Origin of the sequence: Moellerella wisconsensis (assembly GCF_022592395.1) — a bacterium.
Lineage (GTDB): Bacteria > Pseudomonadota > Gammaproteobacteria > Enterobacterales > Enterobacteriaceae > Moellerella > Moellerella wisconsensis.
This window is the reverse complement of sequence record NZ_CP093242.1, coordinates 3,088,442-3,106,966: the sequence shown is the minus strand read 5'-3', so window position 1 is coordinate 3,106,966 and position 18,525 is coordinate 3,088,442. Positions and strand designations below refer to the sequence as shown.

Annotated in this window: 10 protein-coding genes, 1 tRNA gene and 3 rRNA genes; 11 read left to right on the top strand and 3 right to left on the bottom strand. The window is 42.8% G+C overall.

The features are described 5' to 3' along the window. Positions 1–129: 129 nt before the first annotated feature. The 3 genes from pepE to fre all read left to right on the top strand — a co-directional run bounded on the left by pepE (position 130) and on the right by fre (position 3,156). The gene (gene pepE / locus MNY66_RS13595) at positions 130–855 is read left to right on the top strand and encodes a dipeptidase PepE (protein ID WP_047254684.1); all 726 of its coding nucleotides are present in this window, start codon (positions 130–132) and stop codon (positions 853–855) included. A gap of 117 nt (positions 856–972) precedes the next feature. Beyond that, positions 973–2,445 (top strand): 4-hydroxy-3-polyprenylbenzoate decarboxylase, encoded by a 1,473-nt coding sequence (gene ubiD / locus MNY66_RS13590; RefSeq protein WP_047254685.1) that lies wholly within the window; start codon positions 973–975, stop codon positions 2,443–2,445. Positions 2,446–2,454: 9 nt separating this feature from the next. Further along, positions 2,455–3,156 carry an NAD(P)H-flavin reductase gene (gene fre, locus MNY66_RS13585; protein ID WP_047254686.1) on the top strand — a complete coding sequence of 234 codons (702 nt, stop codon included), beginning with the start codon at positions 2,455–2,457 and terminating at the stop codon, positions 3,154–3,156. Between the two features lie 185 nt (positions 3,157–3,341). Here fre and fadA read toward each other — a convergent pair whose 3' ends face one another. Beyond that, a complete protein-coding gene (gene fadA / locus MNY66_RS13580) occupies positions 3,342–4,508 on the bottom strand; it encodes an acetyl-CoA C-acyltransferase FadA (protein ID WP_241501076.1) in 1,167 nt (388 codons plus the stop codon). A 4-nt stretch (positions 4,509–4,512) separates the two neighbouring features. After that, on the bottom strand, positions 4,513–6,705 hold the full coding sequence (gene fadB, locus MNY66_RS13575) for a fatty acid oxidation complex subunit alpha FadB (RefSeq protein WP_241501075.1): 2,193 nt from the start codon (positions 6,703–6,705) through the stop codon (positions 4,513–4,515). 255 nt (positions 6,706–6,960) lie between these two features. Between fadB and pepQ the strand changes: the two genes are divergently transcribed. From pepQ to rrf, 8 genes are all read left to right on the top strand, one after another. Then, complete coding sequence (gene pepQ, locus MNY66_RS13570) at positions 6,961–8,295, top strand: Xaa-Pro dipeptidase (RefSeq protein ID WP_241501074.1); 1,335 nt, start codon at positions 6,961–6,963, stop codon at positions 8,293–8,295. After that, positions 8,295–8,906, top strand: a complete 612-nt coding sequence (locus MNY66_RS13565) for an IMPACT family protein (RefSeq protein ID WP_047254690.1) — start codon at positions 8,295–8,297, stop codon at positions 8,904–8,906. Before pepQ ends, MNY66_RS13565 begins: the two co-directional genes overlap by 1 nt. 28 nt (positions 8,907–8,934) lie before the next feature. After that, a complete protein-coding gene (gene trkH / locus MNY66_RS13560; RefSeq protein WP_047254691.1) occupies positions 8,935–10,386 on the top strand; it encodes a Trk system potassium transporter TrkH in 1,452 nt (483 codons plus the stop codon). A gap of 40 nt (positions 10,387–10,426) precedes the next feature. Continuing rightward, positions 10,427–10,957 (top strand): menaquinone-dependent protoporphyrinogen IX dehydrogenase, encoded by a 531-nt coding sequence (gene hemG, locus MNY66_RS13555; RefSeq protein ID WP_047254692.1) that lies wholly within the window; start codon positions 10,427–10,429, stop codon positions 10,955–10,957. Positions 10,958–11,429: 472 nt separating this feature from the next. Further along, positions 11,430–12,972, top strand: a 16S ribosomal RNA gene (locus MNY66_RS13550). Between the two features lie 89 nt (positions 12,973–13,061). After that, positions 13,062–13,137, top strand: a tRNA-Glu gene (locus MNY66_RS13545). A 330-nt stretch (positions 13,138–13,467) separates the two neighbouring features. Further along, positions 13,468–16,375 (top strand): 23S ribosomal RNA (locus MNY66_RS13540). A gap of 174 nt (positions 16,376–16,549) precedes the next feature. Next, positions 16,550–16,665, top strand: a 5S ribosomal RNA gene (rrf, locus tag MNY66_RS13535). Together the 16S, 23S and 5S rRNA genes with 1 tRNA gene alongside form the textbook arrangement of a ribosomal RNA operon. 919 nt (positions 16,666–17,584) lie before the next feature. On the opposite strand, the gene MNY66_RS13530 is transcribed toward rrf, so the two are convergent. Continuing rightward, positions 17,585–18,493 (bottom strand): LysR family transcriptional regulator, encoded by a 909-nt coding sequence (locus MNY66_RS13530; protein WP_047255905.1) that lies wholly within the window; start codon positions 18,491–18,493, stop codon positions 17,585–17,587. Between the last annotated feature and the right edge of the window lie 32 nt (positions 18,494–18,525).

Below are 18,525 nucleotides of genomic sequence, written 5' to 3'. Positions count from 1 at the left end.
AATATCTATGCCATGATAACAAATCACCATATAAAAATGTGACTAAAATATATTAAGCATTATTATGCTATAAACTAAAATAAAATAAATTTTTTGATTGGTAGACATAATAATTATTAAGGAAATACGATGGATATTTTTTTATTAAGTAATGGTAAATTACCCGGTAATTCGATTTGGTTAAGCTATGCGTTACCTCGGATCCATTCGATGATTGAACGGCGCAAAGTGACTCGAGCCCTATTGATCCCTTATGCAATATTACGAGGATCTCATGATGAGCGTGCTAATGAATTAACTTCAGCATTAGGAATTGATGTTAAATCTATTGAACAGTTTGCTGATCCTGTTCAAGCGATTGAACAAGCTGAATGTATTTTGGTCAGTGGAGGAAATACATGGCAGCTAAATCAATGTTTGCATCAATATAATTTGATTGTTCCTATTCAGCGAGCCGTGCGTGAACGACAAGTTCCTTATATCGGATGGAGTGCAGGCTGCAATGTTGCGACGCCGAGCATTCGTACTACGAATGATATGCCGGTTAGCAATGCGGTGGTTATGCCTTCTTTGGGGTTATTCCCTTTACAAATTAATCCTCATTATATCGACGGTCATCTTAGTGGACATATGGGCGAAACTCGAGATGAGCGTTTAGCTGAATTTTGTATTATTAATCCGACTGAACGGGTGGTCGCACTGCGGGAAGGTAGTGGATTACAAATCGAAGGCAATAAATTGAGTTACTTTAGTGCTAAGCAGCAAGGGTTTAAATTATTTCAGCATAACCAAGTCTTTGACGAGCAATTTGATACTCACGCTTTAGCCAAATATGTTCCCTTTGAATGTCAGTAAAAATAACCCGGTCTTTATAAATAAAACATCTTATTATTCAATGGATAGCTAGATAACTTGTAACACCTACAGGACGCTTTATAATGAAGTTCCTCCTGCAAACATAAAAAGAGCATGATGAAATACCGCGACCTCAGAGAATTCCTTTCACTATTAGAAAAGAAAGGCGAATTAAAACGCATCACCATGGAAGTTGACCCCTACCTGGAAATGACGGAAATCTCCGACAGAACGTTGCGAGCAGGTGGGCCGGCATTATTGTTTGAAAATCCTAAAGGCTACGACATGCCGGTACTGTGTAATTTATTTGGTACTGCCAAACGAGTAGCAATGGGCATGGGACAAGACGATGTTAAAGCACTTCATGAAGTCGGCAAGTTATTGGCGTTTTTAAAAGAGCCAGAGCCGCCAAAAGGATTTCGTGATTTATTCGACAAAATGCCCAAATTTAAGCAAGTGTTGAATATGCCGGTGAAACGATTGAACTCAGCTCCTTGCCAAGAACAGATATGGTCAGGAGATGAAGTTGATTTATCTCGAATTCCGGTCATGCATTGTTGGCCAGAAGACGCGGCACCATTAATTACATGGGGGCTTACGGTAACTCGAGGTCCTTATAAAGAGCGTCAAAATTTAGGCATTTATCGCCAGCAAGTGCTGGGTAAAAATAAATTAATTATGCGTTGGCTATCTCATCGCGGCGGCGCGTTAGATTTTCAAGAGTGGTGTGAAGCCCATCCCGGTGAGCGTTTCCCTGTTGCGGTTGCTTTAGGTGCCGATCCTGCCACTATTCTTGGCGCAGTCACTCCAGTGCCTGATACACTATCAGAATATGCGTTTGCTGGATTATTACGCGGTAATAAATCGGAAGTGGTTAAATGTATTTCTAATGATTTAGAAGTACCTGCAGGCGCTGAAATTATTTTAGAAGGCTATATTGAACCGGGCGAAATGGCACCTGAAGGTCCTTATGGTGACCATACTGGTTATTATAATGAGATTGATCACTTTCCTGTTTTTACGGTTACGCACATCACTCAGCGCCCTGATCCTATTTACCATTCTACTTATACCGGGCGACCACCGGATGAGCCGGCCGTTCTTGGTGTGGCTCTAAATGAAGTTTTGGTTCCTATTTTACAGAAACAATTCCCTGAGATTGTTGATTTTTATTTACCCCCAGAAGGTTGTTCATATCGCTTAGCGGTGGTCACAATGAAAAAACAATATGCGGGGCATGCCAAGCGCGTCATGATGGGCGTTTGGTCCTATCTGCGCCAGTTTATGTATACTAAATTTGTTATTGTTTGTGATGATGATATTAATGCGCGAGATTGGAATGATGTAATGTGGGCGATAACCACCCGTATGGATCCTGCGCGTGACACTATCATGATGGAAAACACCCCGATTGACTATCTTGATTTTGCTTCACCAGTGTCTGGTTTAGGTTCAAAAATGGGATTAGATGCCACCAATAAATGGCCTGGCGAAACCAACAGAGAATGGGGCAGACCGATTGTAATGACGGAAGAAATCAAATCTCGTGTGGATACCATTTGGGATCAATTAGATATTTTAGATAAATAAGAGGGATTGATGACAATGCTAAGCTGTAAGGTAACTTCCGTTGAATCAATAACAGAGACTGTTTATCGCGTAATTTTATTACCTGCAGGTCCCTTTGATTTTAAGGCTGGCCAGTATCTTATGGTCGTGATGGATGAACGCGATAAACGCCCATTTTCAATGGCATCGACGCCATCAAATAAAGAAACTATCGAGTTACATATCGGTGCCTCTGAAATTAATCTTTATGCAATGGCGGTGATGGATAGAATTTTAGATCAACGTTGCATTGATATTGATATCCCACATGGTAAAGCATGGTTTCGTGAAAACAGCCGTAATCCGATGATCTTAATTGCCGGAGGCACTGGATTCTCTTATACCCATTCAATTTTACTGGCCGCTTTGATTGAGGATCCTGCTCGTGAAATTACTTTTTACTGGGGAGGGCGAGAACTGGCTCATTTATATGATCTCGGTGAACTGCAGGCTTTGTCAGAACAGCACCCTAATTTAAAAATCATTCCGGTTGTTGAGCAACCTGAAGAGCATTGGCGGGGTCGTACTGGAACGGTACTTAGCGCCGTGTTGGATGATTTTGGTGATTTGGCGAACCACGAAATTTATATTGCAGGCCGCTTTGAAATGGCGAAGGTGGCTCGTGAGCGTTTTTGTAATGAACGTAATGCCGATAAAGAAAAATTATTTGGCGATGCTTACGAATTTATTTAGCTATTATATTTAGTTATCATATTTAGCTATTATAATTATTTAGGGTCGCTAATTCTTGCGTAAAAAGCCCGCCCCTGACTAGGCGGGAAATAAACAACGTACAGACAAACAGCGAAATCAAATAATTTATTTTATATATTTTGAGTTGCAGGTGAAGTTTTCTATCTGCAACTCAAATATCAGGATTATAGGCGTTCAATAATGGTTGAGATGCCTTGTCCTAGCCCGATACACATGGTTGCTAGGCCAAATTGCCCTTGTTGCCGCTCTAGTTGATTCAATAATGTAGTGGTTATGCGCGTCCCAGAACACCCTAAAGGATGGCCGAGTGCAATTGCACCACCCTGCAAATTTACTTTTTCTTCGATTGTACTTTCAGATAATTTAAAGCCTTTCATGCAAGCTAAAGACTGTGCTGCAAAGGCTTCATTTAATTCGATAACATCAATATCTGCTAGTGATAATCCAGCACGTTTTAATGCGATTTCAGAGGCAGGAACTGGACCATATCCCATGGTTGAAGGATCACATCCAATAACCGCCATTGAACGGATCCGGGCGCGAGGTTTTAAACCATTTGCACGGGCATAACTTTCGCTGGTGATTAACATGGCAGATGCACCATCGGATAGCGCTGACGAATTACCGGCTGTCACAGTACCATTGACGGGATTAAATGCGGGGCGCAGCGCTGTAAGATCATTCAGATTAGCATCGAATCTGATAACTTCATCATAATCGATAGAAATCAAATTTCCTTCGCTATCATGCCCTTCAATAGGCACAATTTCATTAGTAAACTGTCCTTGTTTTGTCGCTTCAGCAGCTTTGACATGTGAACGTAATGCGAAGGCATCTTGTTGTTGACGACTAATTTTATATATCGTTGCTAGCATCTCTGCGGTTAATCCCATCGCACCGGCTGCTTTGGCAATTTTGAGCGCAATTTTAGGGTTAAAATCTACCCCATGTGTCATGGGAATATGCCCCATGTGTTCAACGCCACCAATCAGTACAGAATGTGCGTCACCTGTCATTATGAGTCTGCTCGCATCATGAAGCGCTTGCATTGATGATCCACACAGCCGATTCACGGTTACTGCCGGGACAGAATGTGGAATATCGGTTAATAATGCTGCATTGCGAGCAATATTAAATCCTTGTTCTAATGTTTGTTGTACGCAACCCCAAATAATATCATTTAACTCACTTTTATCGGCATTGGGATTACGCAGGAAAATCGCTTGCATTAAATGAGCAGAAAGATCTTCAGCGCGAACATGGCGAAATACGCCACCTTTAGAACGACCCATTGGTGTACGAATCGCATCGACTATGACAACATTTTCCATGTTCTTAACCCCTCATCGATTTTTTTACATTAATAGCAACTGTGGCAGGTTGCGGATAATAACGGTTATTGGTTATTGATCGCTGTTTTAATCCTTCAGGGACTTGATATAAAGGTCCTAAATATGAATATTGCTCGGTAGATTGTACATAGTTAGCTAGACCAAGCGTCTCGATATAACGGAAAATCCCTCCGTGAAATGGCGGAAAACCTAAGCCATAAACGAGAGCAATATCGGCCTCTGCGGGTGATTGAATAATGCCTTCTTCCAAACAACGAACGACTTCATTTATCATTGGGATCATCATTCTTTGAATTATTTGCTCTGAAGTGAATGATTTTTTCGGCTGCTGATTAGGATTAATTAACTGTTCGACGATAGGATCGGCCAATTTAATCGGTTTTCCTTTTTTATCTTTTTGATATTGATAAAAACCTTGGTTATTTTTTTGTCCAAATCGTTGTTGTTCATACAGAATATCAATAGCATCCCGCGTTGATTTAGTCATACGTTCAGGAAAACCTACAGCCATTACCTGCTGGGCATGATGTGCGGTATCAATTCCAACTACATCTAATAAATAAGCGGGACCCATTGGCCAGCCAAATTCTGTCTCCATTACCTTATCGATTTGGTTAAAATCTGCGCCATCTTGCAGTAATAAACTGAATCCAGAGAAATAAGGAAATAAAACACGATTAACAAAAAATCCAGGACAATCATTAACGACTATTGGTGTTTTTCCCATTTTGATGGCGTAGGCAACTACTTTTGCTAGAGTGTCATCAGAGGTTTTTTCGCCGCGAATAACTTCAACTAATGGCATGCGATGCACTGGATTGAAAAAGTGCATACCACAAAAATTTTCAGGCCTGAGAAGTGCATTAGCCAGTTTAGTGATTGGAATTGTTGATGTATTTGAAGTGATAATAGATTCGGGGGAGATTAATGCTTCAGCCTCGGCTAAAACGGCGGCTTTGATTTTAGGATTTTCTATCACCGCTTCAATAACGATATCAACATCTTTACTGCCATGATAGTCAAGAGATGGGTGAATAGATGAGAGTATTTTTACCATTTTTAACGCAGATAATTTACCGCGTTCGAATTGATTATTAAGCAACTTTTCTGCTTCTTGTATTCCAAGTTGTAGAGAATGATCGTTTATATCTTTCATCAGCACAGAAACGCCTTTGCTGGCTGATTGATAGGCAATCCCCCCCCCCATAATTCCGGCTCCTAATACCATGACTTTATTGGGTGGGCTCTCCTGCTGTGTATATTTCTTGTTTAAGGTTTTAATATATTGATCATTTAGAAATATGCTAACCAGGGCTTGCGCTACGGTGCTATGAGCTAATGGTATAAAGGCCGCGGTTTCATGTTGTAAGGCTTCATTACGCGCACAATTTGCTGCTTTTTCAATAGTAGTAACAGCTGTTAATGGGGCAGGATAATGCTTTCCGGCTACTTTTATAACCATGCCTTTGGCAACATTAAAACTCATAGACTGTTCTAGCGGGCTTAATTGGAGTGGTGATAGCTTTGGCTGTCGTGCTTTCTTCCAATCAATAGATCCAGCAATCGCTTGTTCAATCAGCTTTAAGGCTGAACGTTGTAATTGTTCAGTGGCGACAATAGCATTTACTAATCCTAATTTTAATGCCTCGTTAGCGCCAATATCTTTACCTGCAGTAATAATTTCTAATGCATTATCGCTGCCAATTAATCGAGGTAAACGAACAGAACCGCCAAAACCAGGCATGATCCCAAGTTTGGTTTCTGGTAATCCGATGCGGGCATCTGGTGTAGCAATACGAAAATCAGTAGCTAGAACACATTCACACCCGCCACCGAGGGCGTAACCATTAATTGCACTTACCGTAGGTATAGGCAGATCTTCGATTCGATTAAAGATACCGTTGGCATATTTTAGCCATTCAATAAGTTGTTCTTTGGGGGCATCGAACAGCGATAAAAACTCTTTGATATCCGCACCGACAATAAATGCTGATTTTGTTGAGCGTAAAATCAGCCCTTGTAGTTCAGTTTGTTGTTCAAGAATGGCGACAGCTTCATCTAGAGAAGCAACCGTTTGTGTATCCAGTTTATTGATAGGACCTAAAGCATTAAATATTAGCTCTGCAATTCCCGTTTTCACCCAGCGGACTTCAATGGTATCACTTTGATAAAGCATGCCGTTCTCCTTATGATGATTAATCATCTGGTACGACCAGATGCATTGAGTGTGATTTTATTGTTAAAAAAATGCAAACAAATAATCAACAAACTGGAACGAGGATCACAGCATAATAAGAGCGAAAGTAGAGGAACCATATTAAATTTTTATTTAAATCATAAAATTAACTCTGGCTTTATATGATCCCATACCAGAGAGCGAGGCTAACGTGCTAAGCTTGAGATCTATGAAAAAATATAAAGGTTAAATGAAATGGATAAATTGGCGGTCCTTTACTCTGAACATATCAATACCTTACAGCAAAGAACTCAGCAAGTTTTACAGCGCAGTGAGTTAGATGCAGTGCTTATCCATTCGGGTGAACCACTGCGTATTTTTCTAGATGATAGTGACTACCCATTTAAAGTTAATCCACATTTCAAAGCTTGGGTACCTGTCACCGATGTTCCACATAGTTGGTTATGGGTTGATGGTATAAACAAGCCTAAATTATGGTTTTATTCACCGGTTGATTATTGGCACAGTGTAGAGCCGTTACCTAATGCCTTTTGGACTAATGAGATTGAGCTTATTCCATTAAATAATTCAAATGAAATCAATGAATTATTAAATAAATTTTCTAAAGATAATGTAGCGTATATTGGCGAAGCAATAGATAAAGCCAGCGCTTTAGGTATTAAACAGCAAAATATCAATCCACAATCAGTCGTTGATTATTATCATTATTATCGCTCTTATAAAACAGACTATGAGCTGTACTGTATGCGAGAAGCGCAAAAAATGGCGGTGAATGGCCATCTCTCAGCATTTGAAGTATTTCAGGCTGAAATGAGTGAGTTTGATATTAATATCAGCTATTTACAAGCCACAGGGCATCGTGACACTAATGTTCCTTATGGTAATATTGTTGCTTTGAATGAAAATGCCGCAGTACTGCACTATACCAAACAGCAACAGCGAGTTCCGAGTGAATTTAGAAGCTTTCTGATTGATGCTGGGGCCGAATATAATGGCTATGCCGCTGATATTACCCGGACATATGCGGCTAAACATAAAAGTGATTTTGCAGCTTTAGTCAAAGATTTAAATGAACAACAGCAAGCATTGATTAATTCGATTAAAGCCGGCGTCAGATATACTGACTATCATGTTGATATGCATCATAGAATCGCTAAGATTCTGAAGAAACACGATATAATCAAAGGATTAAGCGAAGAGGCAATGGTTGAGCAGGGGATAACAACTCCATTCCTTCCTCACGGATTAGGTCATCCTTTAGGATTGCAAGTTCATGATGTTGCTGGTTTTATGCAAGATGAAAACGGTACTCATTTAGCTGCGCCAAAAATGTATCCTTTCTTGCGGTGCACCCGAGTGATAGAGCCGAAAATGGTGTTAACTATCGAGCCCGGATTATATTTTATCGAATCATTGCTGGCATCATGGCGTGAAAGTGAGTTTAAAACACATTTTAATTGGCATAAAATTGAACAAATGAAACCTTATGGCGGCATAAGAATCGAAGATAATATTGTTATTCATCATAACCGTATTGAGAATATGACCCGAGATTTGCAGCTACCCTAATGCGACCTTATTTAATTCCGGCTGAGCCGGTCTCATTTACTGAGGAAATAAAGAAAAGCCGTTTTATTACCTATTTAGCGCATACAGAAGGTACTGAAGCGGCAAAAAAATTTATTGAATCAATAAAAACGCAGTATCCTGATGCCCGGCACCATTGCTGGGCATTCGTCGCTGGTCGGCCAGATGACTCTCAGCAGTTGGGTTTTTCCGATGATGGTGAGCCAACGGGAACGGCGGGGAAACCGATGATTGCTCAGCTACTGGGCAGTCAAATTGGTGAAATAACTTGTGTTTGTGTCCGCTATTTTGGCGGGATCAAATTGGGTACAGGTGGATTAGTTAAAGCTTATGGCAATGGTGCACAACAGGCGTTAAAACTGTTACAGACAAAAACAAAAATACCGCAAAAAATTTTCCATCTTAACTGTGATTATTCTCAGATTAGTTTGGTTGAACAATTTGTTTCACAAAGTGAAGGGCAAATAATAAACAGTGAATACGGTGAATCTGTCGCACTACAAATATCACTCCCTGCAACTTTAGAAGCGGTATGTGGTGATAAATTACGTGATATGAGCCGTGGAACTCTTAAATTAACCCCAGAATCTTAATCATATTGGTTGGCAAGGAACCTGCTCCATGCATTTTCGCGCGATAACCCGAATTGTCGGGCTACTTGTTATTATTTTTTCTTTTACTATGGTTATTCCAGGAATAGTGGCATTAATTTACCGTGATGGTGCCGGACGAGCATTTAGCCAGACTTTCGTTGCTGCACTATTAATTGGTCTTTTCTTGTGGATACCAACACGTAATAGCAAACATGAATTAAAAGCCAAAGAAGGTTTCTTGATTGTCGTGCTCTTTTGGACGGTGCTGGGAAGTGTTGGGGCGTTACCGTTTATTTTTTCCGAGAAGCCTAATCTCTCAGTAACTGATGCCTTTTTTGAATCCTTTTCGGGATTAACGACGACAGGCGCAACAACGTTAACCGGTCTTGATACGTTGCCTAAAGCGATTTTGTTTTATCGGCAGATGCTGCAGTGGTTAGGTGGTATGGGGATCATTGTCTTAGCGGTTGCTATTTTACCGTTACTTGGGGTCGGGGGGATGCAGCTTTATCGTGCTGAAATGCCCGGGCCATTGAAAGATAATAAGATGCGCCCCCGTATCGCAGAAACAGCAAAAACGCTGTGGTTGATTTATGTCTTGCTCACGATAGTTTGTGCATTAGCGCTATGGGCAGCCGGTATGGATGTCTTCGATGCTATTTCGCATAGTTTTTCAACGATAGCTATTGGCGGTTTTTCAACCCACGATGCCAGTATTGGCTATTTTAATAGCCCTGCAATCAATACTATTATTGGCGTATTTTTAATTATTTCAGGGTGTAACTTTGGTCTTCATTTTGCGTTACTAACTGGGCGTAGCTTGGGCATATATTCGCGAGACCCTGAATTTCGTATGTTTATTGGTTTCCAACTGGCGCTGGTTATTATCTGTACCTCGGTGTTGGTTTACCATTCGGTCTACGATAGTTTTGGACAAACGCTTGATCAAGCTTTCTTTCAGGTCGTATCAATGGCAACAACTGCCGGCTTTACCACCGATAGTTTTTCTGGTTGGCCTTTATTTTTACCTATTTTGTTGTTATGCGCTGCTTTCGTCGGAGGATGTGCGGGATCGACGGGAGGAGGACTTAAGGTTATTCGAATCTTAATGCTATTTTTACAGGGGTCGCGAGAGCTAAAAAGATTGGTTCATCCAAACGCCGTCTATACCATCAAATTAGGCCAACGAGCGCTACCTGAACGTATTATTGAAGCTGTGTGGGGATTTTTTTCTGCTTATGCGCTGGTTTTTATCATTAGCTTATTACTGCTTATTAGTACCGGAGTTGATGAATTTTCTGCATTTTCAGCCATTGCAACAACATTAAATAATTTGGGGCCCGGTTTAGGTACGGTTGCTGATAACTTCACATCGATGAATCCCGTAGGTAAATGGATTTTAGTAGTAACTATGCTGTTTGGACGTCTCGAAGTGTTTACTTTATTAGTATTATTTACCCCAACATTCTGGCGTGACTAATAACGGCTATAGCTATATATAAGAAGAAGGTGAAAAAATAATGAATTACTTATTACTCTATTCCAGTACTGATGGGCAGACAAAAAAGATTATATTAAAAATGGCTGAGCAACTGCGTACTTTAGGTGGGCAGTGTGACATTCGTGATTTGAATAATGACAAAAACTTTAACTTATCCAGTTATAGTAAAGTTATTGTCGGAGCATCAATTCGTTATGGACACTTTAATAAGGCGTTGATGAATTTTACTAAGACGCATCAAAAACAGTTAAATACTCTTTCGAGTGCTTTTTTTGGTGTCAATTTAACTGCGCGTAAAGCAGGAAAAGACTCGGCTGAAACGAATGTCTATGTTAGAAAGTTTCTAGAAAAGACGCCTTGGCGGCCCTCTATGGTCGGCGTATTTGCCGGCGCACTGTTTTATCCACGTTATAGCTGGTTCGATAAAAAGATGATCCAGCTTATAATGAGAATGACAGATGGTGAAACAGATACGACCAAAGAAGTTGAATATACTGATTGGAATAAAGTTGCTAGTTTTACTCAACAATTTTTTGATTTTAAAGGGTGAAAAAGCAACAATAAGTATTATAATTACCCGTTATGAGTGAAAATGATGCAAACGGAAATAAAAATGTAATTTTTGCTTGCCAGGGTTTAATAAGCTCCCTATAATCCGCTCCGTTGTCACGACAAACCGGCCGAACGGTTGAGTTTGAAAGTTCCAAAGCGCGATAAGCGCCTTGAAAAACAGCGGGATGATGGAGGTGATGGTCGAAGTAGTTCGGAAAGAAAGTTGAAAATAAATGCTTGACTTCCTGAATGAAAAGAGTAATATACGCCACCTCGCAACAAGAACCTTAACGAGTTACCTTAAGCCTTGTTGCAACGCTCTTTAACAATTTATCAGACAATCTGTGTGGGCACTCACAAGACACTATCGAAATAAAAAATATTTTTGATTTTAAGTCTTAAAGAGTGACTAACACGTTAATTCATATATGAATAAATGAAGTCAGTTTAATTCTTTGAGCATCAAACTTTAATTGAAGAGTTTGATCATGGCTCAGATTGAACGCTGGCGGCAGGCCTAACACATGCAAGTCGAGCGGTAACAGGAAGAAGCTTGCTTCTTTGCTGACGAGCGGCGGACGGGTGAGTAATGTATGGGGATCTGCCTGACAGAGGGGGATAACTACTGGAAACGGTAGCTAATACCGCATAATCTCTAAGGAGCAAAGCAGGGGACCTTCGGGCCTTGCGCTGTCGGATGAACCCATATGGGATTAGCTAGTAGGTGAGGTAATGGCTCACCTAGGCGACGATCTCTAGCTGGTCTGAGAGGATGATCAGCCACACTGGGACTGAGACACGGCCCAGACTCCTACGGGAGGCAGCAGTGGGGAATATTGCACAATGGGCGCAAGCCTGATGCAGCCATGCCGCGTGTATGAAGAAGGCCTTAGGGTTGTAAAGTACTTTCAGTCGGGAGGAAGGCGTTGATATTAATACTATCAGCGATTGACGTTACCGACAGAAGAAGCACCGGCTAACTCCGTGCCAGCAGCCGCGGTAATACGGGGGGTGCAAGCGTTAATCGGAATTACTGGGCGTAAAGCGCACGCAGGCGGTTGATTAAGTTAGATGTGAAATCCCCGGGCTTAACCTGGGAATGGCATCTAAAACTGGTCAGCTAGAGTCTTGTAGAGGGGGGTAGAATTCCATGTGTAGCGGTGAAATGCGTAGAGATGTGGAGGAATACCGGTGGCGAAGGCGGCCCCCTGGACAAAGACTGACGCTCAGGTGCGAAAGCGTGGGGAGCAAACAGGATTAGATACCCTGGTAGTCCACGCTGTAAACGATGTCGATTTGGAGGTTGTTCCCTTGAGGAGTGGCTTCCGGAGCTAACGCGTTAAATCGACCGCCTGGGGAGTACGGCCGCAAGGTTAAAACTCAAATGAATTGACGGGGGCCCGCACAAGCGGTGGAGCATGTGGTTTAATTCGATGCAACGCGAAGAACCTTACCTACTCTTGACATCCAGAGAATTTAGCAGAGATGCTTTAGTGCCTTCGGGAACTCTGAGACAGGTGCTGCATGGCTGTCGTCAGCTCGTGTTGTGAAATGTTGGGTTAAGTCCCGCAACGAGCGCAACCCTTATCCTTTGTTGCCAGCACGTAATGGTGGGAACTCAAGGGAGACTGCCGGTGATAAACCGGAGGAAGGTGGGGATGACGTCAAGTCATCATGGCCCTTACGAGTAGGGCTACACACGTGCTACAATGGCGCATACAAAGAGAAGCGAACTCGCGAGAGCCAGCGGAACTCATAAAGTGCGTCGTAGTCCGGATTGGAGTCTGCAACTCGACTCCATGAAGTCGGAATCGCTAGTAATCGTAGATCAGAATGCTACGGTGAATACGTTCCCGGGCCTTGTACACACCGCCCGTCACACCATGGGAGTGGGTTGCAAAAGAAGTAGGTAGCTTAACCTTCGGGGGGGCGCTTACCACTTTGTGATTCATGACTGGGGTGAAGTCGTAACAAGGTAACCGTAGGGGAACCTGCGGTTGGATCACCTCCTTACCTAAATTCGAAGTTGAATGTGAAGTGCTCACACAGATTGTCTGATAGAAAAGTAGAGCAAAATGCGCGTCTGCGAAGCAGTGACTGATGTCCCCTTCGTCTAGAGGCCTAGGACACCGCCCTTTCACGGCGGTAACAGGGGTTCGAATCCCCTAGGGGACGCCAATTGCGCGGTTATCGAGTGAAAGGCGGTACCCAAAAATAATGATTAAGCTGACTTATTGAGTCGGCTTAACAATTATGCTCTTTAATAATCTGGAACAAGCTGAAAATTGAAAACAACGGTATTCTTTGTCGAAAGAATACTAGAGTCTCTCAAAATACTCCAATTTGTAGATGTTCTCTGCAATGTCGAGTTGACGAGCGAAATGAGTTCAAGGCAGCCCGCGCACAGCAAGCGCAGCGTACTTAAGGTACGTGAGCATTGCGCGCACGGACTAACAAAGAAATCATGATGCACAGTCACTCGTATTCAGAAACACCTTCGGGTTGTGAGGTTAAGCGAATAAGCGTACACGGTGGATGCCTAGGCAGTCAGAGGCGATGAAGGACGTGCTAATCTGCGAAAAGCGTCGGTGAGCTGATATGAAGCGTTATTAGCCGACGATGTCCGAATGGGGAAACCCGGTGCACTTTGGTGCATCATCATTTAGTGAATACATAGCTAAATGAAGCGAACCGAGGGAACTGAAACATCTCAGTACCTCGAGGAAAAGAAATCAACCGAGATTCCCCTAGTAGCGGCGAGCGAACGGGGAGCAGCCCAGAACCAACATCAACGCTAGCATTAAGAGAACAGTCTGGAAAGTCTGGCAGTAAAGGGTGATAGCCCCGTATCTGAAAATGTTAGTGTTGTGAGTTCGACGAGTAGGGCGGGACACGTGTTATCCTGTCTGAATATGGGGGGACCATCCTCCAAGGCTAAATACTCCTGACTGACCGATAGTGAACCAGTACCGTGAGGGAAAGGCGAAAAGAACCCCGGCGAGGGGAGTGAAATAGAACCTGAAACCGTGTACGTACAAGCAGTGGGAGCCTTGATTTATCAGGGTGACTGCGTACCTTTTGTATAATGGGTCAGCGACTTATATTCTGTAGCAAGGTTAACCGAATAGGGGAGCCGTAGGGAAACCGAGTCTTAACTGGGCGAATGAGTTGCAGGGTATAGACCCGAAACCCGGTGATCTAGCCATGGGCAGGTTGAAGGTTGGGTAACACTAACTGGAGGACCGAACCGACTAATGTTGAAAAATTAGCGGATGACTTGTGGCTGGGGGTGAAAGGCCAATCAAACCGGGAGATAGCTGGTTCTCCCCGAAAGCTATTTAGGTAGCGCCTCGTGAATTCATCTTCGGGGGTAGAGCACTGTTTCGACTAGGGGGTCATCCCGACTTACCAACTCGATGCAAACTACGAATACCGAAGAATGTTATCACGGGAGACACACGGCGGGTGCTAACGTTCGTCGTGAAGAGGGAAACAACCCAGACCGCCAGCTAAGGTCCCAAAGTCATAGTTAAGTGGGAAACGAAGTGGAAAGGCTCAGACAGCCAGGATGTTGGCTTAGAAGCAGCCATCATTTAAAGAAAGCGTAATAGCTCACTGGTCGAGTCGGTCTGCGCGGAAGATGTAACGGGGCTAAACTATGCACCGAAGCTGCGGCAGCGATATTTAAATATTGTTGGGTAGGGGAGCGTTCTGTAAGCCTGCGAAGGTGTGCTGTGAGGCATGCTGGAGGTATCAGAAGTGCGAATGCTGACATAAGTAACGATAATGCGGGTGAAAAACCCGCACGCCGGAAGACCAAGGGTTCCTGTCCAACGTTAATCGGGGCAGGGTGAGTCGACCCCTAAGGCGAGGCTGAAAAGCGTAGTCGATGGGCAACGGGTTAATATTCCCGTACTGGTGATAATTGCGATGGGGGGACGGAGAAGGCTAAGTTAGCTGGGCGACGGTTGTCCCGGTTTAAGGATGTAGGTGGGTGAATTAGGCAAATCCGGTTCACTATACACTGAGGTCTGATGACGAGTCACTACGGTGATGAAGTAACTGATGCCATGCTTCCAGGAAAAGCCTCTAAGCTCTAGATTATCATTAATCGTACCCCAAACCGACACAGGTGGTCAGGTAGAGAATACTAAGGCGCTTGAGAGAACTCGGGTGAAGGAACTAGGCAAAATGGTGCCGTAACTTCGGGAGAAGGCACGCTGGCGCTAGGTGAAGTGATTTACTCACGGAGCTGAAGCCAGTCGCAGATACCAGCTGGCTGCAACTGTTTATTAAAAACACAGCACTGTGCAAACACGAAAGTGGACGTATACGGTGTGACGCCTGCCCGGTGCTGGAAGGTTAATTGATGGGGTTAGCGTAAGCGAAGCTCTTGATCGAAGCCCCAGTAAACGGCGGCCGTAACTATAACGGTCCTAAGGTAGCGAAATTCCTTGTCGGGTAAGTTCCGACCTGCACGAATGGCGTAATGATGGCCAGGCTGTCTCCACCCGAGACTCAGTGAAATTGAACTCGCTGTGAAGATGCAGTGTACCCGCGGCAAGACGGAAAGACCCCGTGAACCTTTACTATAGCTTGACACTGAACATTGAGCCTTGATGTGTAGGATAGGTGGGAGGCTTTGAAGTGTGGACGCCAGTCTGCATGGAGCCAACCTTGAAATACCACCCTTTAATGTTTGATGTTCTAACGTAGACCCATTATCTGGGTTGCGGACAGTGTCTGGTGGGTAGTTTGACTGGGGCGGTCTCCTCCCAAAGAGTAACGGAGGAGCACGAAGGTTAGCTAATCACGGTCGGACATCGTGAGGTTAGTGCAATGGCATAAGCTAGCTTGACTGCGAGAGTGACGGCTCGAGCAGGTACGAAAGTAGGTCATAGTGATCCGGTGGTTCTGAATGGAAGGGCCATCGCTCAACGGATAAAAGGTACTCCGGGGATAACAGGCTGATACCGCCCAAGAGTTCATATCGACGGCGGTGTTTGGCACCTCGATGTCGGCTCATCACATCCTGGGGCTGAAGTAGGTCCCAAGGGTACGGCTGTTCGCCGTTTAAAGTGGTACGCGAGCTGGGTTTAGAACGTCGTGAGACAGTTCGGTCCCTATCTGCCGTGGGCGTTGGAAGATTGAAAGGGGCTGCTCCTAGTACGAGAGGACCGGAGTGGACGCACCACTGGTGTTCGGGTTGTCATGCCAATGGCATTGCCCGGTAGCTAAGTGCGGAAGAGATAACCGCTGAAAGCATCTAAGCGGGAAACTTGCCTTGAGATGAGTCTTCCCTGACTCCTTGAGAGTCCTGAAGGAACGTTTAAGACTAAGACGTTGATAGGCTGGGTGTGTAAGCGGTGCGAGCCGTTGAGCTAACCAGTACTAATGAACCGAGAGGCTTAACCTTACAACACCGAAGGTGTTTTAGAGAGACACTGAATGATTTAGCGATTTATTTTGGTGAATAATCAAATAATGAAATAAATCAGAAAAGAATATTGTTTAAAATGACAGCTTGTTCAAGATTAAAGTTAATGTGATGGAAGCTGAAAGGTGACATCATGTTGACAGACAGAATATGTCTGGCGGCGATAGCGCGGTGGTCCCACCTGACCCCATGCCGAACTCAGAAGTGAAACGCCGTAGCGCCGATGGTAGTGTGGGGTCTCCCCATGTGAGAGTAGGGAACTGCCAGACTTTAATAAAGACGAAGAAGCCATCCAATAGGGTGGCTTTTTTGCGTCGCTAGAAAAAATAAAAATAAACAACTAGTCAGAGGGTTAAAGTGTATTTTTATTTGTCTATTTGTCTATTTGTCTATTTGTCTATTTGTCTATTTAGCGTTTAGTAACCCTGTAAATAATTCTGTATATTTGCCTTTCATTAAATGTGGCCGTCTAGGCGCTCACCGGACTCAATAATAAAGCGACTCATCGCTTGTTTTCAGTTCTGAATTGGTATACTCCATTTTTTAGAGGTCGATTCAATGGCTAAGTAAATCCTTTTTTCTCCCGATCATTGATAGGAAGATTTTTCCGTTTGTTAATTGCATACTGAGCTTACATATCGAGTAACTCGATTTTGCGATCCAATCTCACATTTTTATGTAAATAGCTTGAGGGAGATATTATTGGTATAAGCAAAAATATATTTAAATTCCCCCCATGTGCCTATTAACTTCACTATATACATACTAACTGTTACTGATTTGAGGATATTTTTATCTCATATCAGGGCTAACTTTTCGAGTACTTTTAATTTTTTCCATCTAACTAACGGCTAGAGTAACAGAAAGAGTTATTTTTGTTTTTATATATGGGCTGGTTAAGAATATTTGATCTGTTAGATATTAATCAGATATATTGGTTTCTTCGTTGGGTTATTTCATGACTCAATATTTTATGAAGTTAGCCATAAATAGAGTATATAAATTATACTATTGGGTTATTTATTTAGCAGGGGAGAATGAGGTGAAAATAAAACTCGTTCAACAAACTGATTTTAGAGTAATAAATTAAATATAGGATATCTTATAAAAGATAAATAGGAATATATTTTTATTTTCGTCAGAGCTTCTATATATGATTCTTGTACATAAATCTTTATCTATAATCCCCTAGTCATGATGTAAATTTTTAGTCAGATACTGTTCTAAATTTTCGACAAATACGCGCAGGCTAGCATTTGTTTTTATACTGCGTGAATAGACGGCATAAACATCGGCTGTTTGTGCCCATTGGGGTAATATTTGAATCAGTTTACCTTGTTGTAACTCATTGGCTACATTCCACTGTGATCGCAATATGATCCCTTCACCATTAAGGCACCATTGCTTTGCGACTTCTCCGTTGTTCACACTTAGCCGACTATTCGGTGATATGGTCAGAATTTTTCCTTGTTGTTCAAGTTTCCATTGCACTGGAGATTGATTGCGCTCTCGTAGAGTAATACAGTGGTATTTCTCCAGATCATGCGGATGTTGAGGATAACCGTGATGCGCTAAGTACTCAGGAGAAGCACATAAAATCCGCTGATTATGAGCTATTAATCGAGCGATATATTGCTCTGGAATAGTTCCACCAATACAAATATCAACATCGATATCTTCACTAACAAGATCAACGCTGAGATCGGTTAGATTAAGATTGATCCCCAGCATTGGATAATGAGAACGAAGATCAAGGATATAGGGATTTATATACGTACTACCAAACCCAGTGCTACAGCTTATTTTTAACTCGCCTTTGATCTCTTGGCGATGTGAGCGGAGTGCTTGCTGCATATCTTCGATTTCACCAAGTAGGCGCTCAGTATGGATTAAAACAATTTTTCCTTCGTGGGTTAAGCTGATGCTTCTGGCTGAACGGAAAAATAAACGATGCCCCAGATTTTCTTCGAGCAGTTTAATCCGTTTGGAAATATAGGCTGGAGAGACTAACAGCTGTTCAGCTGTCTTAGAAAAGCTCATTAGGCGAGCCGCAGTGGCAAAAACACGCATATCTTCTAATGCAGGCAGCTTGTTCATGATCTGTAAACTCATAGATTACATATGATGTC